Annotated in this window: 18 protein-coding genes and 1 pseudogene; 11 read left to right on the forward strand and 8 right to left on the reverse strand. The window is 67.8% G+C overall.

The window, feature by feature from the left end; all coding sequences use genetic code 11:
• Nucleotides 1-137: 137 nt before the first annotated feature.
• Nucleotides 138-1,082, forward strand: a complete 945-nt coding sequence (locus AAC997_RS14545; protein WP_340646419.1) for a DUF808 domain-containing protein — start codon at nt 138-140, stop codon at nt 1,080-1,082.
• A 107-nt stretch (nt 1,083-1,189) separates the two neighbouring features.
• Here AAC997_RS14545 and AAC997_RS14550 read toward each other — a convergent pair whose 3' ends face one another.
• The 3 genes from AAC997_RS14550 to AAC997_RS14560 form a co-directional block, all read right to left on the reverse strand.
• The gene (locus tag AAC997_RS14550) at nt 1,190-1,600 is read right to left on the reverse strand and encodes a VOC family protein (protein WP_340646420.1); all 411 of its coding nucleotides are present in this window, start codon (nt 1,598-1,600) and stop codon (nt 1,190-1,192) included.
• 92 nt (nt 1,601-1,692) lie between these two features.
• Nucleotides 1,693-2,949 carry an RNA polymerase sigma factor gene (locus AAC997_RS14555; protein ID WP_340646421.1) on the reverse strand — a complete coding sequence of 419 codons (1,257 nt, stop codon included), beginning with the start codon at nt 2,947-2,949 and terminating at the stop codon, nt 1,693-1,695.
• Nucleotides 2,946-3,317 (reverse strand): YciI family protein, encoded by a 372-nt coding sequence (locus AAC997_RS14560; protein ID WP_340646422.1) that lies wholly within the window; start codon nt 3,315-3,317, stop codon nt 2,946-2,948. Before AAC997_RS14560 ends, AAC997_RS14555 begins: the two co-directional genes overlap by 4 nt.
• A 150-nt stretch (nt 3,318-3,467) precedes the next feature.
• On the opposite strand from AAC997_RS14560, the gene AAC997_RS14565 reads away from it, so the two are divergent.
• Nucleotides 3,468-4,178, forward strand: a complete 711-nt coding sequence (locus AAC997_RS14565; protein WP_340646423.1) for a DUF899 family protein — start codon at nt 3,468-3,470, stop codon at nt 4,176-4,178.
• A gap of 226 nt (nt 4,179-4,404) precedes the next feature.
• Here the strand turns inward: AAC997_RS14565 and AAC997_RS14570 are convergent, their stop codons facing one another.
• The gene (locus AAC997_RS14570; RefSeq protein WP_340646424.1) at nt 4,405-4,995 is read right to left on the reverse strand and encodes a TetR/AcrR family transcriptional regulator; all 591 of its coding nucleotides are present in this window, start codon (nt 4,993-4,995) and stop codon (nt 4,405-4,407) included.
• Nucleotides 4,996-5,070: 75 nt separating this feature from the next.
• Between AAC997_RS14570 and AAC997_RS14575 the strand changes: the two genes are divergently transcribed.
• Both AAC997_RS14575 and AAC997_RS14580 read left to right on the forward strand, forming a co-directional pair.
• Nucleotides 5,071-6,264, forward strand: a complete 1,194-nt coding sequence (locus AAC997_RS14575; RefSeq protein ID WP_340646425.1) for a serine hydrolase domain-containing protein — start codon at nt 5,071-5,073, stop codon at nt 6,262-6,264.
• A gap of 53 nt (nt 6,265-6,317) precedes the next feature.
• Entirely contained in the window at nt 6,318-6,941 is a 624-nt protein-coding gene (locus tag AAC997_RS14580; RefSeq protein WP_340646426.1) for an NUDIX domain-containing protein, read from the forward strand.
• Nucleotides 6,942-7,338: 397 nt separating this feature from the next.
• Here the strand turns inward: AAC997_RS14580 and AAC997_RS14585 are convergent, their stop codons facing one another.
• Entirely contained in the window at nt 7,339-8,931 is a 1,593-nt protein-coding gene (locus AAC997_RS14585; RefSeq protein ID WP_340646427.1) for an isocitrate lyase, read from the reverse strand.
• 145 nt (nt 8,932-9,076) lie between these two features.
• Between AAC997_RS14585 and AAC997_RS14590 the strand changes: the two genes are divergently transcribed.
• A complete protein-coding gene (locus AAC997_RS14590) occupies nt 9,077-10,486 on the forward strand; it encodes a short-chain fatty acyl-CoA regulator family protein (RefSeq protein ID WP_340646428.1) in 1,410 nt (469 codons plus the stop codon).
• Between the two features lie 129 nt (nt 10,487-10,615).
• Nucleotides 10,616-12,754: a malate synthase G gene (locus AAC997_RS14595; RefSeq protein ID WP_340646429.1), complete on the forward strand. Its 2,139-nt coding sequence runs from the start codon at nt 10,616-10,618 to the stop codon at nt 12,752-12,754.
• A gap of 33 nt (nt 12,755-12,787) precedes the next feature.
• Here AAC997_RS14595 and AAC997_RS14600 read toward each other — a convergent pair whose 3' ends face one another.
• Nucleotides 12,788-13,687 (reverse strand): aminoglycoside phosphotransferase family protein, encoded by a 900-nt coding sequence (locus AAC997_RS14600; RefSeq protein ID WP_340646430.1) that lies wholly within the window; start codon nt 13,685-13,687, stop codon nt 12,788-12,790.
• A 106-nt stretch (nt 13,688-13,793) separates the two neighbouring features.
• On the opposite strand from AAC997_RS14600, the gene AAC997_RS14605 reads away from it, so the two are divergent.
• Nucleotides 13,794-15,278 (forward strand): NAD(P)/FAD-dependent oxidoreductase, encoded by a 1,485-nt coding sequence (locus AAC997_RS14605; RefSeq protein WP_340646431.1) that lies wholly within the window; start codon nt 13,794-13,796, stop codon nt 15,276-15,278.
• Here AAC997_RS14605 and AAC997_RS14610 read toward each other — a convergent pair.
• Nucleotides 15,275-15,775 (reverse strand): GNAT family N-acetyltransferase, encoded by a 501-nt coding sequence (locus AAC997_RS14610; protein WP_340646432.1) that lies wholly within the window; start codon nt 15,773-15,775, stop codon nt 15,275-15,277. The two genes, AAC997_RS14605 and AAC997_RS14610, sit on opposite strands and share 4 nt — an antisense overlap.
• Nucleotides 15,772-16,089, reverse strand: a complete 318-nt coding sequence (locus AAC997_RS14615; protein ID WP_340646433.1) for a MazG nucleotide pyrophosphohydrolase domain-containing protein — start codon at nt 16,087-16,089, stop codon at nt 15,772-15,774. Before AAC997_RS14615 ends, AAC997_RS14610 begins: the two co-directional genes overlap by 4 nt.
• 65 nt (nt 16,090-16,154) lie before the next feature.
• Here AAC997_RS14615 and AAC997_RS14620 point away from each other — a divergent pair, with 65 nt between their 5' ends.
• The 4 genes and pseudogenes from AAC997_RS14620 to kduD all read left to right on the forward strand — a co-directional run bounded on the left by AAC997_RS14620 (nt 16,155) and on the right by kduD (nt 18,785).
• On the forward strand, nt 16,155-16,529 hold the full coding sequence (locus AAC997_RS14620) for a GFA family protein (protein ID WP_340646434.1): 375 nt from the start codon (nt 16,155-16,157) through the stop codon (nt 16,527-16,529).
• 105 nt (nt 16,530-16,634) lie between these two features.
• Nucleotides 16,635-17,111 (forward strand): annotated as a pseudogene (locus AAC997_RS14625) (glucuronate isomerase); the annotation flags it as partial.
• Between the two features lie 67 nt (nt 17,112-17,178).
• Nucleotides 17,179-18,024, forward strand: a complete 846-nt coding sequence (gene kduI / locus AAC997_RS14630) for a 5-dehydro-4-deoxy-D-glucuronate isomerase (protein ID WP_340646435.1) — start codon at nt 17,179-17,181, stop codon at nt 18,022-18,024.
• A gap of 5 nt (nt 18,025-18,029) precedes the next feature.
• Nucleotides 18,030-18,785 carry a 2-dehydro-3-deoxy-D-gluconate 5-dehydrogenase KduD gene (gene kduD / locus AAC997_RS14635; RefSeq protein ID WP_340646436.1) on the forward strand — a complete coding sequence of 252 codons (756 nt, stop codon included), beginning with the start codon at nt 18,030-18,032 and terminating at the stop codon, nt 18,783-18,785.
• Nucleotides 18,786-18,801 lie beyond the last annotated feature (16 nt).

Below are 18,801 nucleotides of genomic sequence, written 5' to 3' on the forward strand. Positions count from 1 at the left end.
CGCCTGGTCGCAGACTAGGGCGTGCGCGGAAGCGGCGCCATTACCTGGCAGATCATGGGTCAGGGGCGGGGTTTGGGCTTGGAACCGCGACTGTTTTCACCGATTGGAGGCGGACTGAGATCTGAAGGGACTGACAGATGGCTTCCGGCCTTGCCGCACTGCTGGACGACGTGGCGGCGATCGCCAAGATCGCGGCGGCCTCGATGGACGATGTGGCCGGGGCGGCGGGCAAGGCCGGGTCCAAGGCCGTGGGCGTGGTGGTGGACGACGCGGCGGTGACGCCGGGCTACGCCATGGGCTTCACCCCCGACCGGGAACTGCCCATCGTCTGGAAGATCGCGCTGGGCTCCCTGCGCAACAAGTTCATCTTCCTGCTGCCCGGCGCCCTGGCGATGAGCGCCTTCGCGCCCTGGCTGGTGACGCCGCTGCTGATGATCGGCGGGACCTATCTCGCCTTCGAGGCCAGCGAGAAGATCCTGGAAGTCTTCCTGCCGCACGAGGCCGGCCGGGAGCTGGATGAACTGGCGCTCAGCTCCACGGAGCTGGAGGACCAGAAGGTGGCCGGCGCCATCCGCACCGACCTGATCCTCTCAGCCGAGATCATGTTCATCGCCCTGGCCGACGTGGCCGAGCGCCCCTTCGCCATCCAGGCCGCGGCCCTGGCGGTGGTGGGCCTGGGAATCACCATCGGGGTCTACGGCGTGGTCGGCCTGCTGGTGAAGATGGACGACATCGGACTGCACCTGGCCAAGAGCGGAACACGCGCCGGGCGGGCGCTGGGGCGGGGGATGGTGGTCGCCATGCCCTCGGTGCTGGGCGGTCTGGCCACCATCGGCACGGCGGCCATGCTGTGGGTCGGGGGCGGCATCCTGGTCCACGGCCTGGAGCACTACGGCTGGATGGCGGTTCCCCACCTGGTGGAGGGCCTGTCCCACTGGGCGGCCGGCGTGCCCGGCGTCGGCGCCATCACCGGCTGGCTGGCCTTCGCGGCGGGTTCAGCGGTGGTGGGTCTGGTTGTTGGCGCGGTGATCGTGGGCGTGCTGCATCTGGCGCAACGCGTGCGGGGCGGCGGGCGCCACTAGCCGACCCCGAGCGGTCACTGAGCCTCAGAAAGAGCCCTCACCCTACCCTCTCCCACACGTGGGAGAGGGGGTGCTGACCTGGAGTTTCCCAGGGGAGGAGGGGCGCTTCAGACCGGTTGTTCGGCGGGCTGATTGAAGGCCCAATGGACGCCGAAGGGGTCGACCAGGGCGCCCCAGTAGTCGCCCCAGAACATCACCTGGGGCTCGGTGGTCGCCTTGCCACCAGCCGCGATGGCGCGTTTCCACCAGACGTCGAGGTCGGGCACCACCAACTGCATGGTGAAGCTGTGGGAGGGCTGATGGGCGTAGCCGCTCTCGGGGAAGGCGTCGCTGAGCATCAGGGAGCCGCCGTTGATCTCCAGGTGGATGTGCATGAACCGCTTGCCGTCGTCGGCGGGCATGCGGCGCAGTTCCTTGGCGGCGAAGGCCGCCTGGTAGAATTCGGAGGCCGCGCCGGCGCCCTCGACGTTGAGATAGGGGATGACGCCCTTGAACACCGGGTCGATGGCTTGGCTCATATCGGCTCTCCAGGTTCGCGCCGGGGTGGCGCGCTGGTCCTAGGACGAAGGGGCCGGGGTCAGGCCGACAGAGGCGCGGAGATTTTGTGGCGTCAGGCGCTCTTGGCGTTGTCCTGCTGCAGGCGGTCCAGGTGCATGCGAATGTGGGCGGCTTCGGCCGGCGTGTTGGCCAGGGCTATGGCCTGGTTGAAGCTCTCGCGGGCTTCGTCGTTGCGGTCGAGCTGCAGCAGCAGGGCGCCGCGGGCGCCGAAGAAGTAGAAGTAGCCGCCCAGCCGGTTGGCCAAGGGCTCGATCATGTCCAGGGCCGCCTGGGGACCGCGCACCTTCGACACCGCCACGGCGCGGTTCAGCGTGATGACCGGGGAGGGGGTCATGATTTCCAGGGTCGCATAGAGGTGGTCGATCTGGGCCCAGTCGGTGTCCTCGAACCGGGCGGCCCGCGCATGCAGGGCGGCGATGGCGGCCTGGACCTGGTAGGGGCCGGGCCGGCGGTGGCGCATGGCCTTGTCCATCAGGGCCAGGCCCTCGCCGATGTCGCGGGCGCTCCAGAGGCTGCGGTCCTGGTCCTCGAGCAGGATGACCTCGCCGGCCGCATCGAAGCGGGCGGCGGCGCGGGCGTGCTGCAGCAGGAGCAGGGCGGTGAGGCCCATGATCTCCGGCTCGGCCTGGAAGAGGCGCAGCAGCAGGCGGGCCAGGCGGATGGCCTCCTCGCACAGCGGGCTGCGGGCGGCGAGCTCCTTAGCCCCGGCGGAATAGCCCTCGTTGAACACCAGGTAGACCATGGCCGCCACGGACCCCAGGCGCTCGGACCGCTCCACCGGGCCGGGGGTTTCGAAGGGCACGTCGGCGCGGGCGATCTTGGCCTTGGCCCGCGTGATCCGCTGCTCCATGGCGCTCTCGCCCACCAGGAAGGCGCGGGCGATCTGCTTGACGGTGAGGCCCGACACGATCCGCAGAGCCACAGCGATCTGCTGGGTGGGCTGGAGGTCGGGGTGACAGCAGATGAACAACAGCCGCAGGATGTCGTCGCGGTAGTGGGCGCCGTCCAGCCGGTCGGCCAGGGGGGTCTCCACGTCGTCGAGGTCGGAGATCTGGTCCTCGGGCGGCAGGGCCGTCTGCCTGGCCTGGCGGCGGACCTGGTCGATGGCGGCGTTGCGGCCGACCATGATCAGCCAGGCGGCCGGATCGCGGGGCGGGCCGTTCTCCGGCCAGTTCTTCAGCGCCCGCAGACAGGCGTTCTGGAAGGCCTCCTCGGCGGTGTCGAGATTGCGGAAATAGCGCAGCAGGGCGCCCACGGCCTGGGGCCGGGCGGCGGTGATCGCCTGCTCGATCCAGGCCAGGTCGCTCATGCCACGTCGCCACCGGGCAGGAACAGGCGAACCGGACGGATTTCATAGCCGCCGCCCGAGCCGGGGTTGGCCTTGGTCAGGTCCTTGGCGGTCTCGATGGCTTCCTCCAGGTCCTTGCACTCCACGACGTAGAAGCCGAGCAACTGCTCCTTGGTCTCCACGAAGGGGCCATCGGTGATCAGGCCGCCCTCGCGGTGCAGGCTGGTGGCCGCGGTGGTGGGGAGCAGGCGCAGGGCGGGGCCAAGGCGTCCCTGGCTGTGCAGCTTCTGGTGGACCACGTCGAGGTCGGCCATGACCTTGTCGTCCTCCTCCTGGCTCCAGGAATAGACGATCTCTTCGGAGTTGTAGCAGAGGATGGCGTAGAGCATTTCGGCGTCCCTGATCGAGGCTAGGACGAACGAGTATGCCCGCGCCCGACAGGGGGTCGAAGAAAAAGAATTCCGCCCGCCCAGCTTGTTTTTCGGCAGGTCGCGGTTCCATCCTGAGGGCCGGGGAGTGAGCCAAAGCGGAGACATCCGATGGACGCCAAGACCGAGACCCTTATCCCGGCCGCCAAGCTGGCCGCCGAAAATCCCGTCCGTTTTCCCAATGAGAGCGCCGAGTACCGGGCCGCGCGCCGGGTGCTGCTGGAGCATGAGATCGACCTGCGCCGGCAGCTGGAGCGCGTCGCCGCCGAGCGCCGCGCCCTGCCGCCGGGCGGGCCGGTGAAGGGCGACTACCGGTTCCGGGGCGAGGACGGCGCCGAGACGGGCTTCGAGGGCCTGTTCAAGGACAAGGCGACCCTGGGGATCTACAGCTACATGTTCGGGCCGCAGCGCGAGCGGCCCTGCCCCATGTGCACCAACCTGCTGGGATCGTGGGAGGGCAACGCCGCCGACCTGGACCAGCGGATGTCTCTGGTGGTGGTGGCGCGCTCGCCGATCGAGAAGCTGAACGCCTGGAAGCAGGAGCGCGGTTGGAAGAACCTGCGGCTCTATACCGACCTCAACGACGCCTATTCGACCGACTATTTCGGCCTGCTGGCGGACGGGTCGGAGATTCCGGCCTTCAACGTCTTCACGCGGCGCGACGGGACGATCCGGCACTTCTGGTCGGGCGAGATGACCGGAGCCACCGCCGATCCCGGCCAGGACCCGCGCGGCGCGCCCGACCCCGGCCCGATGTGGGCGGTGCTGGACCAGACGCCCGAGGGGCGCGGCGGCGACTGGTATCCGAAGCTGGACTACTGAGGCGGATGCTCCCCTCCGGGGGAGCTGGCGCGAAGCGCCTGAGGGGGACTTTGACCCTTGTTTTGGGGAGGTAGGTGTCGACGACGTCGATCCCCCTCCGACCCGCCGCTTCACGGCGGCCCACCTCCCCCACATCGGCGCTGCGCGCCTGGGGGAGGATCTTCCAGCCGTCACCGTAAGGGGTAGGGGAGGCGTCAACCGAGCGCCGCGCTGAATCCGATAGGACCTAAGGCTTCGACGCCAGGGCCGCGAAGGCTGCGTAGAACACCTCGTCCGGGACCAGTTCCGGCGTCATCAGGCGCTGGAAGACCAGGCCCTCGGTCAGGGCGTGGATGACCACCACCAGCACGTCGGGCGGCATGGGGCTGTCGCCCTCCCGCAGCACGCCGGCTAGCCAGGCCGCGCCGCCGGCATAGCTCCCAGCGGTGATCGCGCGCACCTCGGCGCGGGCGGCTTCGTCGGTCAGGGTGTGGGCCATGCCCCGGAGGCGGGCTGCGGCGGCGAGGCGGCGGTCGGGGAGGGCGGCCAGGGTGGCCTGGGCGAAGGCGTGCATGATCTGTGGGAAGGTCGAGCCCGGCGCGATCTCCGGCGTGATGGCCGCCCAGTCGGTCTGGGCGATGGCCATGAACAGGTCCTGGCGGTTCTTGAAATTGCCGTAGATCGCCCCGCTGGTCATGCCGGCACGGCGGGCCACGTCCTCCATCGTGACGGCGTCAAAGCCCTTCTCGCGGGCGAGCTGGCGGGCCGCCTGCATCAGGGCGGCGCGGGTGCGGGCGCGCTTGTCGCCCTTGGGCTTGCGGAGGATCTCTTCGGTCATGGTAGGGAATCTAGGGCGTTGCCAATTAATAGGAAGTCTATTTTATAGGAGTCCTATTTTATGGAGTCGGGGCGCATGGACGCGATCGAAAAGGCGCTGAGCGCTGTGGTGGACGCCGGGGAACTGGCCGGAGTGGTGACCCTGGTCTGGCGGGACGGGGCGGCGAAGGTCGCCGCCGTGGGCTGGCGCGACCTTGAGGCCGGTCTGCCGATGCAGCGGGACTCCATCTTCCGCATCGCCTCGATGTCCAAGCCCATCGTCTCGGCCGCGGCCATGACGATGCTGCAGGAGGGGCGGTTGGCCCTGGAGGACCCGATCTCCCGCGTGGCGCCGGAGTTCATGAGGATGCGGGTGCTGCGCGACCCCGATGGGCCGCTGGAGGACACCGTCCCCGCCGACCGCCAGATCACCTTCGATGACCTGCTGACCCACCGCGCGGGCCTGACCCAGGCGGGGTTCTATGCCGGCCCCATCGATGCGGCGCATCGCGAGGCCCTGGGCCCCGACCTCGACAGTCCGCTGTCGCCCGACGCCTGGATCGCGGCCCTGGCGTCCCTGCCGCTGGTGGGCCAGCCGGGGGCCGCCTTCACCTACGGCCGGTCCACCGACCTGCTGGGCCTGCTGATCGCCCGGATGGAGGGCGCGCCCTTGGAGGAGGTGCTGCGCCACCGGGTGTTTGAGCCCCTGGGCATGACCGACACCGGCTTTTCCGTGCCGCCGGAGAAGCGCCATCGCCGGGCGGGGTTCTACGGCTTCGACATGACCGGCAAGCTGAAAAAGCTGCCCACCGTGCCCGGCGGCGCGGCCCTCGCCGAACGGCCCGACGACATGATATTCGCCTCGGGTGGGGCGGGCCTCTGGTCGACGGTGGACGACTACCTGGCCTTCGCGCGCTTGTTCGTGGACCCGTCCGTGAAGCTACTGTCGCCAGAGACCCTGGGCCTGATGACCACCAACCGGCTCACCGACGCCCAGCGGCTGGGGGCCAGCATGTTCGGCATGCCGACCTTCGGGACCGGCTCGGGCTTCGGCCTGGGGGTCTCTGTCGCGCTGGATCCCGCCACCGCCTCGGTGATGCGCGGCAAGGGCGGGGTCGGCACGGTGGGCTGGCCCGGCGCCTATGGCGGCTGGTGGCAGGCCGATCCCACCAACGGCTCGGTGGCCATCCTGCTGATGCACAACATGCTCGAACTGGAACAGCTCACCGCCGGCTACGGCCTGGGCGGCTACGGCGCGATCATGGACTTTCACGCCCTGGCGACGGGGTAGAGTGCGGCCAGACATCTGCTGGATGCGGCAACAACTTTGCCTAGAATGATCGGATGACTGATCGGCCGATCTCGACGCCCTCTTTCGATGCCCGCTCAGCGGCCGCCATCAGCCAAGCCGAGGCCGCCGCTGCGTTCGCGCACTTGCTCGCCGCCCACGAGGCGTTCTTCGACCATGAGGTCCAACGGCCGCAGGGACGGCTGCGTGTGCGAGGCTACGCTGCGGCCATTCCCGTGCCGGACGTAATGATTTCGGCGGTCCGAGCCGTGGTCTTCAAGGGTCCGAAGGTGGTGGTTCTGAGCGAGTCCGACGGCACGCACCACGTCATGCCGGGCGGTCGTCGCGAGTTGGGCGAAAGTCTAGAAACGACAGTTCGGCGCGAGCTTCTGGAGGAGTGCGGGTGGCACGTGAGCGAGCTTCGGCCGTTCGCCTTCCTGCATTTCCAACATCCAGGCCCCGCGCCCCCGCCCGACTGGTGCGACTTCACGAACCTCATCTATCTCACGGAAGGCTCCCGTTACGACCGGCGAAGCCTTGACGCCACCCAGGGCAAGGTGCGCTCGCGGCTGATGTCTGCGAGGGCGGCGTTTGACGCGGTTACGGATCGTCATCGCTCGATCCTCACGGCGGCCCTGTCGGCCAGAAGAGTGGCTTTGGGAGGGCGGGTCATCGGTTGAGCCCACCGTGAGCGTAATTCCGGTGACAGTGCATTCAAACAGAATGCCAAGTCTCCGTTTTCGCCCGAATTAAGTGCACTGTCACCGAATTGAACCCTGCTTCTCCCGGGGTGCGCCCATGGGCCACCGCGTTATGGCGAGACACGTCGCGAAGAGGATGTGCGGGTCTGTGCGGAAGTCGCCAATACCTTAGATATCAGCGTGAAGCTTAGACCGGACGGCACCTGCGACATTACTCACTGGAGCCCGTAGCAGAGGTTGCGTGGCAGATCCGGACCGGGTCGAAAGCCAGCTTCGCCCTCTGGGTCAAAGGCCGCCCCAACCGAGGGCCAAACAAAAACGGCCCGGAGCGTGAGCTCCGGGCCGTCCTGTTGTCGTCCGTAGATCAGGTCGCGGCTTAGGCGAACTGGCCCATGGTGTTGTGGACGCCGCCGGCCTTCAGGGCCGCTTCGCCGGCGAAGTATTCCTTGTGGTCGTCGCCCAGGTCGGAGCCCGACATGTTCTGGTGCTTCACGCAGGCGATCCCTTCGCGGATCTCCTTGCGCTGGACGTTCTTCACGTAGCCCAGCATGCCCTGCGAACCGAAGTATTCCTTGGCCAGGTTGTCCGTGGACAGCGCGGCCGTGTGGTAGGTCGGCAGGGTGATCAGGTGGTGGAAGATGCCCGCGCGCTTGGCGCCATCGGCCTGGAAGGTGCGGATGCGTTCGTCGGCTTCCACGGCCAGTTCGCTGGTGTCGTAGTCCACGCTCATCAGCTTGTCGCGGTCATAGGCCGAGACGTCCTTACCGGCCGCCTTCATCGAGTCATAGACCTGCTGGCGGAAGTTCAGGGTCCAGTTGAAGGACGGGCTGTTGTTGTAGACCAGCTTGGCGTTGGGGATCACCGCGCGGACGCGGTCCATCATGCCCGCGATCTGCTCGACGTGGGGCATATCGGTTTCGATCCCCAGCAGGTCGGCGCCGTTCTGCAGCGAGGTGATCGAGTCGAGGACGCAACGGTCTTCACCGGTGCCTTCGCGGAACTGGAACAGGTTCGAAGGCAGACGCTTCGGACGCAGCAGCTTGCCATCGCGGTTGAGGATGACGTCGCCGTTCTTCAGGTCGCCCTGGGCCACTTCTTCGCAGTCGAGGAAGCTGTTGTACTGGTCGCCCAGGTCGCCCGGGGTGGTGGAGACGGCGATCTGCTTGGTCAGGCCGGCGCCGAGCGAGTCGGTGCGGGTGACGATGACGCCGTCTTCAACGCCGAGCTCGAGGAAGGCGTAGCGGCAGGCGCGGACCTTCTGCAGGAAGTCCTCGTGCGGCACGGTGACCTTGCCGTCCTGGTGACCGCACTGCTTTTCGTCGGAGACCTGGTTTTCGATCTGCAGGGCGCAGGCGCCGGCCTCGATCATCTTCTTGGCCAGCAGGTAGGTGGCTTCGGCGTTGCCGAACCCGGCGTCGATGTCGGCGATGACCGGCACGACGTGGGTCTGGTAGTTGTCGACGGCGTCGATGATGGCCTTTTCCTTGGCCTTGTCGCCGGCCGCGCGGGCGGCGTCGAGGTCGCGGAACATGCCGCCCAGCTCACGGGCGTCGGCCTGGCGCAGGAAGGTGTAGAGCTCTTCGATCAGGGCCGGCACCGAGGTCTTCTCGTGCATCGACTGGTCGGGCAGGGGGCCGAACTCGGAGCGCAGGGCGGCGACCATCCAGCCCGACAGGTAGAGGTAGCGGCGGTCGGTGGTGCCGAAGTGCTTCTTGATGGAGATCAGCTTCTGCTGGCCGATGAAGCCGTGCCAGCAGCCCAGGGACTGGGTGTACTGCGAGCTATCGGCGTCATAGGCCGCCATGTCCTTGCGCATGATGCCGGCGGTGTAGCGGGCGATTTCCAGGCCGGTCTTGAAGCGGTTCTGGACGCGCATGCGGGCCACGGCTTCGGCGTCGATCGCCTCCCACGGACCCTTCTTGCTGGTGATGAGCTGGCCCATCTGAATGATATGATCTTGGTACGCCATGGTCGCCTCGATGCCCGGAGTGAATTTGACCGGGGGGTAGCAGAGGCGCTCGCGACTTGTGGAGTCGCTTCGAGGTCTAGCTGTCAAACTTTACAGCCGGTTCTTGTCATGATGTAATGTTGTGACAAGCGGAGTTGTAATCAACATGGCCGCAGAGCGCCGCCTCTATGTGGGCCCCAGTCTGCGCCGCCTGCGCCGGGACCTGGGGTTGACCCAGGCCGACATGGCCGGGGACCTGGAGGTCTCGGCCTCCTATGTCGCCCTGCTGGAGCGCAATCACCGGCCGCTGTCAGCCGAGATGCTGCTGCGCCTGGCCCAGACCTACAAGCTGGACATGTCGACCCTGGCCGGGACCAGCGGGGCCGACGAGACCGCGCGGCTGCAGGCGGTGCTGAAGGACCCGATGTTCGCCGACATCGACCTGCCGGCCCTGGAGACCGCCGATCTCGCGGGCAATTTCCCCGGCATCACCGAGGCTTTGCTTCGGCTCTACACCACCTATCGCGAGGAGCAGCTGGCCCTGGCCGACCGGGGCGCCGAGACCCATGAGACCGGGGGGGAGGGCGGCGATGCGACGGACCCGGTGGCCGAGTCCCGCCGCTTCCTGGCCGCCCGGCGCAACAGCTTCCCGACCCTGGACGACGCCGCCGAGCGCATCGCCCACGACGTCGCGGGGCACGACAACCTGGTGGGCTACCTGAAGGCGCGGCACGGGCTGAAGGTCCGGCGGCTGCCTTCGAACGTCATGGTCGGCTCGATCCGCCGGCTGGACTGGCACCGCAAGGAGATCCTGCTGGACGACGGTCTGGATACCGCCAGCCAGATGTTCCAGCTCGCCCTGCAACTGGCCTATCTGGAGATGCGCGAGGAGGTGGACGCGGTGCTCTCCGAGGGGACCTTCGTCACCGACAGCGGCGAGCGGCTGACGCGCCGCGCCCTGGCCAGCTATGCGGCGGCGGCGGTGATCATGCCCTATTCGGCCTTCGCCCGCGCCGTGGAGGCCCGGCGCTACGACGTCGAGGCCCTGGCCCGGCAGTTCGGGGCCAGTTTCGAACAGACCGCCCACCGCCTGACCACCCTGCAGAAGCCGGGGCAGGAGCGGGTGCCGTTCTTCTTCATCCGGGTCGATCCGGCCGGCAACGTCTCCAAGCGGCTGGACGGCGCGGGCTTCCCCTTCGCTCGGCACGGCGGTGGCTGTCCGTTGTGGTCGGTGCACCAGGTGTTCAAGACGCCGCGCGAGATCGTCACCCAGTGGCTGGAACTGCCCGACGGCCACCGGTTCTTCTCCATCGCCCGCACCGTGACGGCGGGCGGCGGCGGATTCGGCAGTCCCCGGGTGGAGCGGGCCATCGCGCTGGGCTGCGCCGCCGAGCATGCGGGCAAGCTGATCTATATCCAGGACCAGCCGGCGGAGGCCGCCACCCCCATCGGCGTGACCTGCCGGCTGTGTCACCGCACCGAATGCACGGCCCGCTCCGCGCCGCCGATCGGCCGTCAGATCCTGTCGGACGATATGCGCCGCAGCAGCCTGCCGTTCGGCTTCTCTGACAGCTGAAACTTCGGGTCATGCGAAAATTGGGGGCTTCAAAGCCGCGCGCTTCCGTGCAGTAAAGCCCCCGATGAGTGGGGTTCGCCGCCGGTGCGGCATGCCCTTGGACGCCCAATTCGAGAGCCCGGTACGCACATGGACACCGCCCTGACCGTCGACGACATCCTGCAGAGCTTTGTAGAGCAGGAGCTGCTTCCGGGGACCGGGGTGGACGCCGCCAAGTTCTGGGCGGCTCTGGAGTCGATCCTGGCCGACTTCACCCCGCGCAACGCCGAGCTGCTGGCCCGCCGCGACTCCTTGCAGGAACAGATCGACGCCTGGTGGAAGTCGCGCAAGGGCAAGGATTTCAGCGTCACCGAGGAGATCGCCTTCCTGCGCGAGATCGGCTACCTGCTGCCCGAGCCGGCCCCCTTCGAGATCAGCACCGTCAACGTCGATCCGGAGATTGCCAAGGTGGCGGGACCGCAGTTGGTGGTTCCGGTTTCGAACGGGCGGTTTGCTCTGAACGCCGCCAACGCCCGCTGGGGCAGCCTCTATGACGCCCTCTACGGCACCGACGCCCTGGAGCCGCCGACCGGAACCAAGGGCTATGATCCGGTGCGCGGCGGCAAGGTTGTGGCCTTCGCGCGCGGCCTGCTGGACCGCGTCGCGCCCCTGGCCAGCGGCTCACATGCCGACGCCGCCAGCTATGTCGTGACCGACAAGACGCTGGTCATCAGCCTGAAGGATGGCTCGATCACCGGCCTGAAGGACGCCGCCCAGTTCGCCGGTTGGCGCGGCGCCGCCGAGGCGCCCGACGGCGTGCTGCTGGCCCACAACAGCCTGCACCTGGAGATCCAGATCGACCGCGCCCACAACATCGGCAAGGATGACGCCGCGGGCGTCTCCGACGTGCTGGTGGAGGCCGCGCTGACCGCCATCCAGGACTGCGAAGATTCCGTCGCCGCCGTGGACGCCGAGGACAAGGCCCAGGTCTACCGCAACTGGCTGGGCCTGATGCGCGGCGACCTCACGGCCAGTTTCATGAAGGGCGGTCAGACCGAGACCCGGCGCCTCGACGCCGACCGCACCTATGCTTCGCCCGCGGGCGGCGACCTGACCCTGCGCGGCCGCAGCCTGATGCTGGTGCGCAATGTCGGCCACCACATGCTGCTGGACGCCGTGCGCTTCAACGGCCAACCCGTGTTCGAGACGGTGGTGGACGCTCTGATCACCGTCACCGCCGCGATGCACGACCTCAAGGGCAAGCGCCTCAACAGCCCGGCGGGCTCGGTCTATGTCGTGAAGCCCAAGATGCACGGGCCTGACGAGGTTGCTCTGGCGGTTCGCCTGTTCGACCTGGTGGAGGACGCGCTGGGCCTGGACCGCAACACCGTCAAGCTGGGCATCATGGACGAGGAGCGCCGCACCAGCGCCAACCTGGCCGCCTGCATCCACGCCGCCCGCGAGCGCATCGTGTTCATCAACACCGGCTTCCTCGACCGCACCGGCGACGAGATCCACACCGCCATGGAAGCCGGCCCCGTGGTCCGCAAGGACGCCATCAAGGCCGAGCCCTGGCTGCCGGCCTATGAGAAGCGCAATGTCGAGATCGGCCTGGCCACCGGCTTCCCCGGCAAGGCGCAGATCGGCAAGGGCATGTGGGCGGCGCCGGACCAGATGGCGAACATGCTGGCCACCAAGGTCGGCCACCCCAAGGCCGGCGCCAACACCGCCTGGGTGCCGTCGCCGACGGCGGCCGTGCTGCACGCCCTGCACTATCACGAGGTGGATGTGCCCGGCCTGCAGGCCTCCATGGCGGCGGCCAAGTCGGTCACCGGCCTGGATGATTTGCTGACCCCGCCGCTGGCGCGCTCCAACTGGAACGCCGAGGACATCACCCAGGAGCTGGACAACAACGCCCAGGGCATCCTTGGCTACGTCGTGCGCTGGATCGACCAGGGGGTCGGCTGCTCCAAGGTGCCCGACATCCACGACGTGGGCCTGATGGAAGACCGCGCCACCCTGCGAATCTCCAGCCAGCACATCGCCAACTGGCTGCACCACGGGGTCTGCACCGAAACGCAGGTCCGCGAGACCTTCGCCCGGATGGCCAAGGTGGTGGATGGCCAGAACGCCGGCGACGCGCTTTACCAGCCGATGGCGGGGAACCCCGACAGCGTGGCCTATCAGGCGGCGCTGGAACTGGTGTTCGAGGGCCGCGCCCAGCCGAACGGCTACACCGAGCACATCCTGTCGCGCCGCCGCCGGGAACGTAAGGCGCAGTTGGGGTAAGAGTGTCCTTCTCCCGCAAGGGGAGAAGGATTGTTACCCGTGCTCGCCCACCAGGTCGGCGATGATCAGCCAGCTCTTCGCCAATTCCTCGTCGCTCGCCCCTGACATCCCGGCCACGATGATCAGCGCCTTCCAGATCGTCCAGCCACGGGCCCGGGCCCAGGTTGCGGCGTCCAGCGGCAGGGCCTCGCGGAACGCCGCGCGCGCCTCGCCATGCAGCAGGGTCCAGGCGATGGCCAGGTCACAGGCAGGGTCGCCGACGCCGAGGATGCCGAAGTCGATGACGGCGCTCAGGGCGCCGTCCTTCACCAGCAGGTTGCCCGCCGCCACGTCGCCGTGCAGCCAGACGGGTGGGTTGGTCCAGTCCGCCGCCAGGGCCTGTTCCCAAATGGCGAGCGCCACCGCGCCGTCGATGCTGTCGCCCAGGGCGGTGATGGCCTGGCGGGTCTGGTCGTCATAGGTGGCGAGCGCGCCGCCGCGGAAGAAGTTGTGCTGGCCGGCCACCGGGCCGTCCGTGACGTCGATCGCCTGCAGCGCGGTCAGGAACCCGGCCAGGTCGCGGGCGAACTGGGGCAGGTCGCCGATGCGGTCCAGGGCGGCGGTCTCGCCCTCGATCCAACCAAAGACAGACCAGGGCGCCGGGAAACCTTCGCCCGGCAGGCCGAGACCCAGCGGCGTCGGGATCGGCAGCGGCAGGTGGGGCGCAAGGACCGGCAACCAGCGCTGCTCCTTCTCCACCTGGGCGACATAGGCCTTGGCGGCGGGCAGGCGCACGCTCATCGTCTCGCCGAGGTGGAAGGTGGTGTTGTTGCGGCCGCCGAAGGTCACCGGCCGGACCGGCAGACCGGCCCACTGCGGGAACTGGGCGGCGATCAAGCGGGCGACGAGGGCGGCGTCGGGCACGACGCGGCGGCTGGGCTGGGCGGGGGACATCGGGGCAGTATTTCCCGAAAGCTTCAGCTTCGCCACCCCGACGGAACAGGGGTTTCCTTCGGGCGGCGGCTGAGGCTAAGTCGGTCTAACTTATCGAGGATCAGGTATGGCCACCGAACATTTCGACGTCGTGATCGTGGGCGCGGGCCTGTCGGGCATCGGCGCGGGTTATCACCTGCAGACCAACTGCCCTGACCGCTCCTATGTGATCCTGGAGGGCCGCGACGCCATCGGCGGCACCTGGGACCTGTTCCGCTATCCGGGCATCCGGTCCGACAGCGACATGTTCACCCTGGGCTACGCCTTCAAGCCGTGGACGCAGGCCAAGGCCATCGCCGACGGGCCCTCGATCCTCAACTATGTGCGCGAGACCGCCCGCGAGCACGGGATCGACCAGCACATCCGCTTCGGCAACCAGGTGAAAGGCGCGTCCTGGTCCACGGAGGACGCGGCCTGGAGCGTCGAGGTGATGAAGGACGGCAAGGTCGCGCACGTCACCGCCAACTTCCTGTTCCTGTGCGGCGGCTATTACAGCTACGCGGGCGGTTACACCCCGGAGTTCCCGGGGGTTGCGAGCTTCAAGGGCCAGCTGGTCCATCCGCAGAAGTGGACGCCCGACATCGACCATGCCGGCAAGCGGGTGGTGGTGATCGGCTCGGGCGCCACGGCCGTGACCCTGGTGCCGGAGATGGCCAAGACCGCCGCCCATGTCACCATGCTGCAGCGCTCGCCCACCTTCGTCGTCGCCGCGCCCGGTGAGGACAAGGCCGCCAACTGGCTGCGCACCAAGCTGCCCGCCAAGCTCGCCTACGCCATCACCCGCTGGCGCAAGGTGCTGTTTGGGATGTTCTTCTACAACTACGCCCGCCGGCAGCCGGCCAAGGTGAAGGCCGGGATCATCGAGATGGTCCGCAAGGAGATGGGCCCGGACTACGACGTCGCCACCCACTTCACCCCCACCTACAACCCCTGGGATCAGCGCATCTGCCTGGTGCCGGACGCGGATCTTTTCACCTCGCTGAAGAGCGGCAAGGCCGAGGTTGTCACCGACCATATCGAGACCTTCACGGAGACCGGTATCCAGCTGAAGTCCGGCAAGGTGCTGGAGGCCGACATCGTGGTCTCGGCCACCGGCCTGGTCCTGCAGGCCATGAACGGCCTGAAGCTCGTCGTCGACGGCCGGGCCATCGATCCCGGAAAGACGCTCTCCTACAAGGGCATGATGTATTCCGACGTGCCGAACCTGGCCTCGGCCTTCGGCTATACCAATGCGTCGTGGACGCTGAAGTGCGACCTGACGTGCGAGTATGTCTGCCGCCTGCTGAACCACATGAAGAAGACCGGTAATCGCCAGGTCACGCCGCGCAACGACGATCCGAATATCGGTGAGGTCCCGTGGCTCGACTTCTCGTCGGGCTACGTCCAGCGCGCCATGGCCAGCTTCCCCAAGCAGGGGACCAAGGCGCCCTGGAAACTGCACCAGAACTACGCGCTGGACCTGATGAACCTGCGTTTCACGAAGATCGAGGACGGGGTGCTGGCGTTCTCCAACAAGGTGGGCAGCAAGGCGCGGCGGTTGGAGGCGGCCTAAAGCTCGAGCCGCAACAGCTGCTTGACCTCTCCGTCCTCAAGGAACTGCGCCAGGGGTTTGAACCCGACCGACCTGGAGCAGGCCAGGGCCGCGGCATTGTCGAGATCGTGGGCGATGTAGGCGCGGCGCTCGGCGTAGTGGGGCAGGGCGACCTCGCCCACATAGCCGCCGAGCATGGCGCGACCGAGGCCCCTGCCCACGAACGCCGGATCGCCGATGTGCAGGTCGAGGCTGACGCCGTCAGCATGGCCCATGATCTGCGCATAGTCGGCCCAATCGCGATTTCGGTAGGCCTGGAGGTAGCCGAAAGGCGCGCCGTCCAGAGAGGCGATGTGGCAGATCAGCGGCTGCTCGCCTCGGACCCTTGGCCCGTACTTGGCCGTGACCTCTTCAAGGCTCATCGGCGTCTTCTGGACGAAGCGCCGGACGTGCGGTTCCGCCAGCCAGTCGGTCAGCATCGAAAAGTCGGCGGCCGCCAGCGTGCGGAAGGTGATCACGGTTTCAGCCGCGCCTCCAACGCGTTCATCGTGCTGAGGAAACTGGCCTCCAGGTCCACCTCGTAGAGCCGCGCCAGGGTCATCACGCTCCACAGGCAGTCGGCCAGTTCGTGGGCCAACTTGGCCTTTGCGTCGGGGATGGCGCGGACGCCCTCGGCGGCCTGAACCAGCTTGGCCAGATCGCCGACGTCGCCCATGAAGCCCAGGGCGACTTCCTCAGCCGTCCAGGGACGCCCGTAGCGTTGGGTTTCCATTTCGGCATAGAGCCGGCGGATCGCCCAGGCGCGTTCATCGAGGTCCTTGAAGTCCGCCATCTCGCGAGCCTATCCGTTCGCCGTTTCTCGGATCAGGTTAGCGCTGAGTCCAGTGGAGTGGCGACATGATGAGGACGGCGCGTTGCGGCTGCGGCCAGCTTGGGATCGACTGCGAGGGCGAGCCCAACAAGGTGTCCCTGTGCCACTGTCTGGACTGCCAGCGGCGAACGGGTGGGCCGTTCGGGGTGGCGGTGTTCTACGACGCGGGCGCGACGACGATCACCGGCGAGTCGACAGCCTACGCCCGCGACGCTGACTCTGGCTTCCCCATAACCTTTCACTTCTGCGCGACCTGCGGTTCGACGGTGTTCTGGTATCCGAGCCGCAAACCGGAGGCGGTGGCCGTGGCGATCGGCGCCTTCGCTGACCCGGCCTTCCCGGCGCCGTCTCAGGAGGTCTATGAACAGCACCGCCACGCCTGGGTGGCGCCCCTGGCCTAGGGCGGAAACCGCGTCTGGAGCCATTGCGCAGGCCAATGACACCGGTTACCTTGCGTTCAGACGGGCGGTCGGCCCGCGCCCCCGGAAACGCCTTCGAACCCTCAGATGCCCAAGCCGCTGATCCTCAACGACGACCGGCTGTTTCCCGCCGAGGCCGGGGTGCGGGACATCGCGCGCAGGCTTTACCGCGAGGTGAGGGGGCTGCCGATCATCTCGCCCCACGGCCATACCGACCCGGAGTGGTTCGCCACCAACGACGCCTTCCCCAACGCCACAGAACTGCTGCTGGCGCCCGGCCGCTACCTCTACCGGATGCTCTATTCGCAAGGCGTCCCGCTGGAGAAGCTGGGCATCGCCTCCAAGGCGGGGCCGTCCGAGGCCGATCCGCGTGAGGCCTGGCCGTTGTTCGCCGGCGCCCAGGGCCTGTTCCGCGGCACGCCCTCGGCCCTCTGGCTCAACCACGCCATCGCCGAGGTGTTCGGGTTCACGCAGCGCCTGAGCGCCGAGACGGCCGACAGCTATTTCGACGCCATCAACGCCAAGCTGGCCACCGACGCCTTCCGGCCGCGCGCCCTGTTCGACCCCGCGCTGCGGGGCCACCTTCTCCCGCAAGGGGAGAAGGACTCTATTGCTCCCTAAGGACCTGATCATGTTCAAGAAAACCTATCACGCCACCCACCCGGACATGATGAAGGGCGCCGGCAATGACGACTTGCGCGACCGCTATCTGGTGCAGGATCTGTTCGCGGCCGACACCGTCAGCCTGAACTACAGTCACAACGAACGCTTCGTGATCGGTGGCGCTGCCCCGGTGTCGAAGCCGGTGAAGCTGCCCGAGCAATCCGAGCCCGCCTCGGCCGCCGGCCATTCCTTCCTCGAGCGTCGCGAACTGGGCGTGGTCAATGTGGGCGGGGCCGGCAAGATCACCGTCGACGGCCAGAGCTTCGACATGGCCCCGCGAGACGGGCTCTACATCCCGATGGGCGTGGCGGACGTGACCTTCGAGAGCAAGGACAGCGCCAATCCAGCCAAGTTCTACCTGGCCTCAACCCCGGCCCATAAGGTCTGCAAGGTCCAGCACATCGCCATCAGCCAGGCCAATCCCCTGGAGCGCGGCGAGGCGGCGACGTCGAACGAGCGGACCATCTATCAGTACATCATCCCCGGCGTCTGCGAGTCGGCCCAACTGCTGCTGGGGGTGACCTTCCTGAAGCCCGGCAGCGTGTGGAACACCATGCCGCCGCACCTGCACGACCGCCGCTCGGAGATCTATTTCTACTTCGACCTGGCCGGCGACAATAAGGTCTTCCACTTCATGGGCGAGCCCGACGCCATGCGTCACATCGTGGTCGGCGCCAATGAGGCGGTGATCAGCCCGCCCTGGTCGATCCACATGGGGGCCGGGACCTCGAACTACGGGTTCATCTGGGCCATGGGCGGGGAGAACCTCGACTATACCGACATGAACGTCCTCGACATCTGCCAGCTGAAGTAGGGCTCATGTCTCCCTTCGATCTGACGGGCAAGGTGGCCGTCGTCACCGGCGCCAACACCGGCCTGGGCCAGGCCATCGCCGAGGCCCTGGCGAACGCCGGCGCCGACATCGTGGCCGTTGGCCGCACCCCGCCGGTGGACACCCGGTTCGCCGTCGAGGCCCTGGGGCGCCGCTTCCACGACATTTCGGCCGACCTCGCCACGATGGAGCCCATCGGCCGCGTCGTGGCCGAGACCGTCGAGCACTTCGGCGGGATCGACATCCTGGTGAACAACGCCGGGATCATCCGCCGCAACGACGCCGTCGACTTCACCGAAGACGACTGGGACGCGGTGATGGACGTCAACCTGAAGACCACCTTCTTCCTCACCCAGGCGGTGGGGCGGCAGATGATCGCCCAGGGCCGGGGCGGCAAGATCGTCAACATCGCCTCGATGCTGTCCTATCAGGGCGGCATCCGGGTGCCGTCCTATGCGGCCTCCAAGAGCGGCCTGGCCGGGATCACCAAGGCCCTGGCCAACGAGTGGGCGGGCAAGGGGATCAACGTCAACGCCATCGCCCCGGGCTATTTCTCCACCAACAACACCACCGCCCTGCGGGCCGATGAGGACCGCTCGCGCGATATCCTGGCCCGCATCCCCGCCGGACGCTGGGGCACGCCGGCCGACATTGGCGGGGCGGCGGTCTTCCTGTCGTCCTCCGCGGCCGACTACGTACACGGAACCCTGCTGGCCGTGGACGGGGGCTGGCTCGCCCGCTGAACATATCCCCAAACGC

Source organism: Phenylobacterium sp., assembly GCF_037968635.1.
In the GTDB taxonomy this organism is placed as follows: Bacteria; Pseudomonadota; Alphaproteobacteria; order Caulobacterales; family Caulobacteraceae; genus Phenylobacterium.

What these genes read in the sequence shown, in the direction of transcription:
- AAC997_RS14545 (WP_340646419.1), top strand. Translation starts at nt 138, where the DNA reads ATGGCTTCCGGCCTTGCCGCACTGCTGGACGACGTGGCGGCGATCGCC.
- AAC997_RS14550 (WP_340646420.1), bottom strand. Translation starts at nt 1,600, where the DNA reads ATGAGCCAAGCCATCGACCCGGTGTTCAAGGGCGTCATCCCCTATCTC.
- AAC997_RS14555 (WP_340646421.1), bottom strand. Translation starts at nt 2,949, where the DNA reads ATGAGCGACCTGGCCTGGATCGAGCAGGCGATCACCGCCGCCCGGCCC.
- AAC997_RS14560 (WP_340646422.1), bottom strand. Translation starts at nt 3,317, where the DNA reads ATGCTCTACGCCATCCTCTGCTACAACTCCGAAGAGATCGTCTATTCC.
- AAC997_RS14565 (WP_340646423.1), top strand. Translation starts at nt 3,468, where the DNA reads ATGGACGCCAAGACCGAGACCCTTATCCCGGCCGCCAAGCTGGCCGCC.
- AAC997_RS14570 (WP_340646424.1), bottom strand. Translation starts at nt 4,995, where the DNA reads ATGACCGAAGAGATCCTCCGCAAGCCCAAGGGCGACAAGCGCGCCCGC.
- AAC997_RS14575 (WP_340646425.1), top strand. Translation starts at nt 5,071, where the DNA reads ATGGACGCGATCGAAAAGGCGCTGAGCGCTGTGGTGGACGCCGGGGAA.
- AAC997_RS14580 (WP_340646426.1), top strand. Translation starts at nt 6,318, where the DNA reads ATGACTGATCGGCCGATCTCGACGCCCTCTTTCGATGCCCGCTCAGCG.
- AAC997_RS14585 (WP_340646427.1), bottom strand. Translation starts at nt 8,931, where the DNA reads ATGGCGTACCAAGATCATATCATTCAGATGGGCCAGCTCATCACCAGC.
- AAC997_RS14590 (WP_340646428.1), top strand. Translation starts at nt 9,077, where the DNA reads ATGGCCGCAGAGCGCCGCCTCTATGTGGGCCCCAGTCTGCGCCGCCTG.
- AAC997_RS14595 (WP_340646429.1), top strand. Translation starts at nt 10,616, where the DNA reads ATGGACACCGCCCTGACCGTCGACGACATCCTGCAGAGCTTTGTAGAG.
- AAC997_RS14600 (WP_340646430.1), bottom strand. Translation starts at nt 13,687, where the DNA reads ATGTCCCCCGCCCAGCCCAGCCGCCGCGTCGTGCCCGACGCCGCCCTC.
- AAC997_RS14605 (WP_340646431.1), top strand. Translation starts at nt 13,794, where the DNA reads ATGGCCACCGAACATTTCGACGTCGTGATCGTGGGCGCGGGCCTGTCG.
- AAC997_RS14615 (WP_340646433.1), bottom strand. Translation starts at nt 16,089, where the DNA reads ATGGCGGACTTCAAGGACCTCGATGAACGCGCCTGGGCGATCCGCCGG.
- AAC997_RS14620 (WP_340646434.1), top strand. Translation starts at nt 16,155, where the DNA reads ATGATGAGGACGGCGCGTTGCGGCTGCGGCCAGCTTGGGATCGACTGC.
- kduI (WP_340646435.1), top strand. Translation starts at nt 17,179, where the DNA reads ATGTTCAAGAAAACCTATCACGCCACCCACCCGGACATGATGAAGGGC.
- kduD (WP_340646436.1), top strand. Translation starts at nt 18,030, where the DNA reads ATGTCTCCCTTCGATCTGACGGGCAAGGTGGCCGTCGTCACCGGCGCC.